The sequence below is a fragment of the Cellulomonas septica genome (assembly GCF_012396155.1).
GTDB classification, from domain to species: domain Bacteria; phylum Actinomycetota; class Actinomycetes; order Actinomycetales; family Cellulomonadaceae; genus Cellulomonas; species Cellulomonas septica.
The window spans coordinates 1-2,085 of record NZ_JAAXOY010000627.1 but is presented as its reverse complement, the minus strand read 5'-3'; the positions used below and the strand labels follow the sequence as shown (position 1 = coordinate 2,085).

At 73.0% G+C, this 2,085-nt stretch carries 2 protein-coding genes and 1 tRNA gene; 2 read left to right on the top strand and 1 reads right to left on the bottom strand.

Annotated features, from left to right (window positions below):
* Positions 1 to 111: 111 nt before the first annotated feature.
* Both HGA02_RS17430 and HGA02_RS17425 read left to right on the top strand, forming a co-directional pair.
* Positions 112 to 1,041: an ATP-grasp domain-containing protein gene (locus HGA02_RS17430; RefSeq protein ID WP_168680477.1), complete on the top strand. Its 930-nt coding sequence runs from the start codon at positions 112 to 114 to the stop codon at positions 1,039 to 1,041.
* 103 nt (positions 1,042 to 1,144) lie between these two features.
* A tRNA-His gene (locus HGA02_RS17425) sits at positions 1,145 to 1,220 on the top strand.
* 98 nt (positions 1,221 to 1,318) lie between these two features.
* Here the strand turns inward: HGA02_RS17425 and orn are convergent.
* A complete protein-coding gene (orn, locus tag HGA02_RS17420) occupies positions 1,319 to 1,999 on the bottom strand; it encodes an oligoribonuclease (protein WP_168680475.1) in 681 nt (226 codons plus the stop codon).
* Positions 2,000 to 2,085 lie beyond the last annotated feature (86 nt).

Genomic DNA, 2,085 nt, shown 5'->3' with positions numbered 1-2,085 from the left:
CCTGCGGCGGGTCACGGACGAGGCTCCCGCCGACGAGACCGGCACCGACCGCGTGCCGGACGGGTCCGCCGACGCGGCGACGGGCGGCGACCCCGTCGGTACGCTGCCGACGTGACCACGCCCACGACCGCCCGGCTCGCCATCGCGACCTGCTCCGCGCTCCCGGACCTGGACCCCGACGACCAGCCGCTGCGCGAGGCGCTGCTCGCGCGCGGCGTCGCGACCGACGTCGTCGTCTGGGACGACCCTACGGTCGACTGGTCGACCTACTCGCACGTGCTGATCCGCTCGACGTGGGACTACACCGAGCGACCGCGCCTGTTCACCGAGTGGACGCGCCGCGTCGGCCGCTCGAGCGTGCTGCTCAACCCCGCCGACGTCGTCGTGTGGAACATCGACAAGACGTACCTGCGCGACCTCGAGCAGCGCGGCCTGCCGATCGTCCCGACGATCTGGCTCGACCCCGAGCGCAACTTCGACGCCCGCGCGATCCACACCCGGTTCCCGGCCTTCGGCGACTTCGTCGTCAAGCCCACGGTGAGCGCCGGCTCGCGCGACACCGGCCGCTACCAGGCCGACGAGACGCCGTCCCGCGCGCTCGCCATCCGGCACGCCAAGAACCTGCTCGGCGTCGGGCGGCACGTGATGATCCAGCGCTACCTCAAGCAGGTCGACACCGTGGGCGAGACCGCGCTGGTCTACGTCGACGGGCAGTTCAGCCATGCGGTCCGCAAGGGTGCGCTGCTCGAGGGCCCGTACCGCGAGGGCGAGACCGACGGTGTGCTGTACCGCCGCGAGGTCATGTCCGCGCGCGAGGCGAGCGACGCCGAGCGGGAGCTCGGGGACGGCGTGGTCGCGGCACTGGCGGAGATCTTCCCGGAGCAGGGGAACCCGCTGCTGTACGCGCGCGTCGACCTCATCCCCGACGACGCGGGCCGCCCCGTGGTGCTCGAGGTCGAGCTGACCGAGCCGTCGTTCTTCTTCGGCTACGCGCCCGGGTCGGTCGACGTGTTCGCCGACGCGCTGGTCCGCCGTCTCTGAATCGGGTTCCGGACCACCCTCCGGCACCCGGTACACTTCTCGTCGGCCCTGACGTTCGCGTCGGGACCGGTCCGCGGGTACCACCACCTGCGGGCGGAACGTGGTGGCTATAGCTCAGGTGGTAGAGCACCTGGTTGTGGTCCAGGGGGTCGCGGGTTCAAGTCCCGTTAGCCACCCCAGCGCGAAGGGCGTCGACGGTTCCCCGTCGACGCCCTTCGTCGTCCCTGGCGACCGGACCCGCCCGCCCGGACGTCGTCCGGCGGGCGGGTCGCCCCCGTCAGCCCTCGGTCGTCGAGCCCTTGACCGACGTGGCGACGACCTGCGCGGCGATCTGCCGGGCGGTCGCGGAGTCGGGTCCCGGCTGCGCCGGCAGGAGGGCCGCGCGGTAGTACCGGAGCTCGTCGATCGACTCGAGGATGTCGGCGAGCGCCCGGTGCCCGCCGTTCTTGCGCGGCGACGCGAAGTACACGCGCGGGTACCAGCGGCGTGCGAGCTCCTTGATCGACGACACGTCGATGACGCGGTAGTGCAGGTGCGCGACGAGGTCGGGCATGTCGCGGTCGAGGAACGTCTTGTCGGTGCCGACCGAGTTGCCCGCGAGGGGCGCCTTCGACGGCTCGGGCACCCACGTGCGCACGTAGTCGAGGACCTGCGCCTGCGCGTCCTCGAGCGTCGTGCCCGCCGCGAGCTCGTCGAGCAGGCCGGACGTCGTGTGCATCGCGCGGACGAAGTCGTTCATCTGCGCGAGCGCCGCGTCGGGCGGCCGGACGACGACGTCGACGCCACCACCGAGGACCCGCAGCTCGGAGTCCGTCACGACGGCGGCGACCTCGACGAGCGCGTCGGCGCCGAGGTCGAGCCCCGTCATCTCGCAGTCGATCCAGACGATGCGCTCGGCGCTCTCGTGGCCGTTGGAGGTCGTGGCGGGGGACGTCGTGGGGGTCGGCGTGCTGGTCACCGGGCCAGCCTACGGGGGGAGGGGCGCCGACCGGCGAACCCGCGCGAAGCGGGCGCCCGCGTCATCGCCGGGCGCCGTCGCCCGGG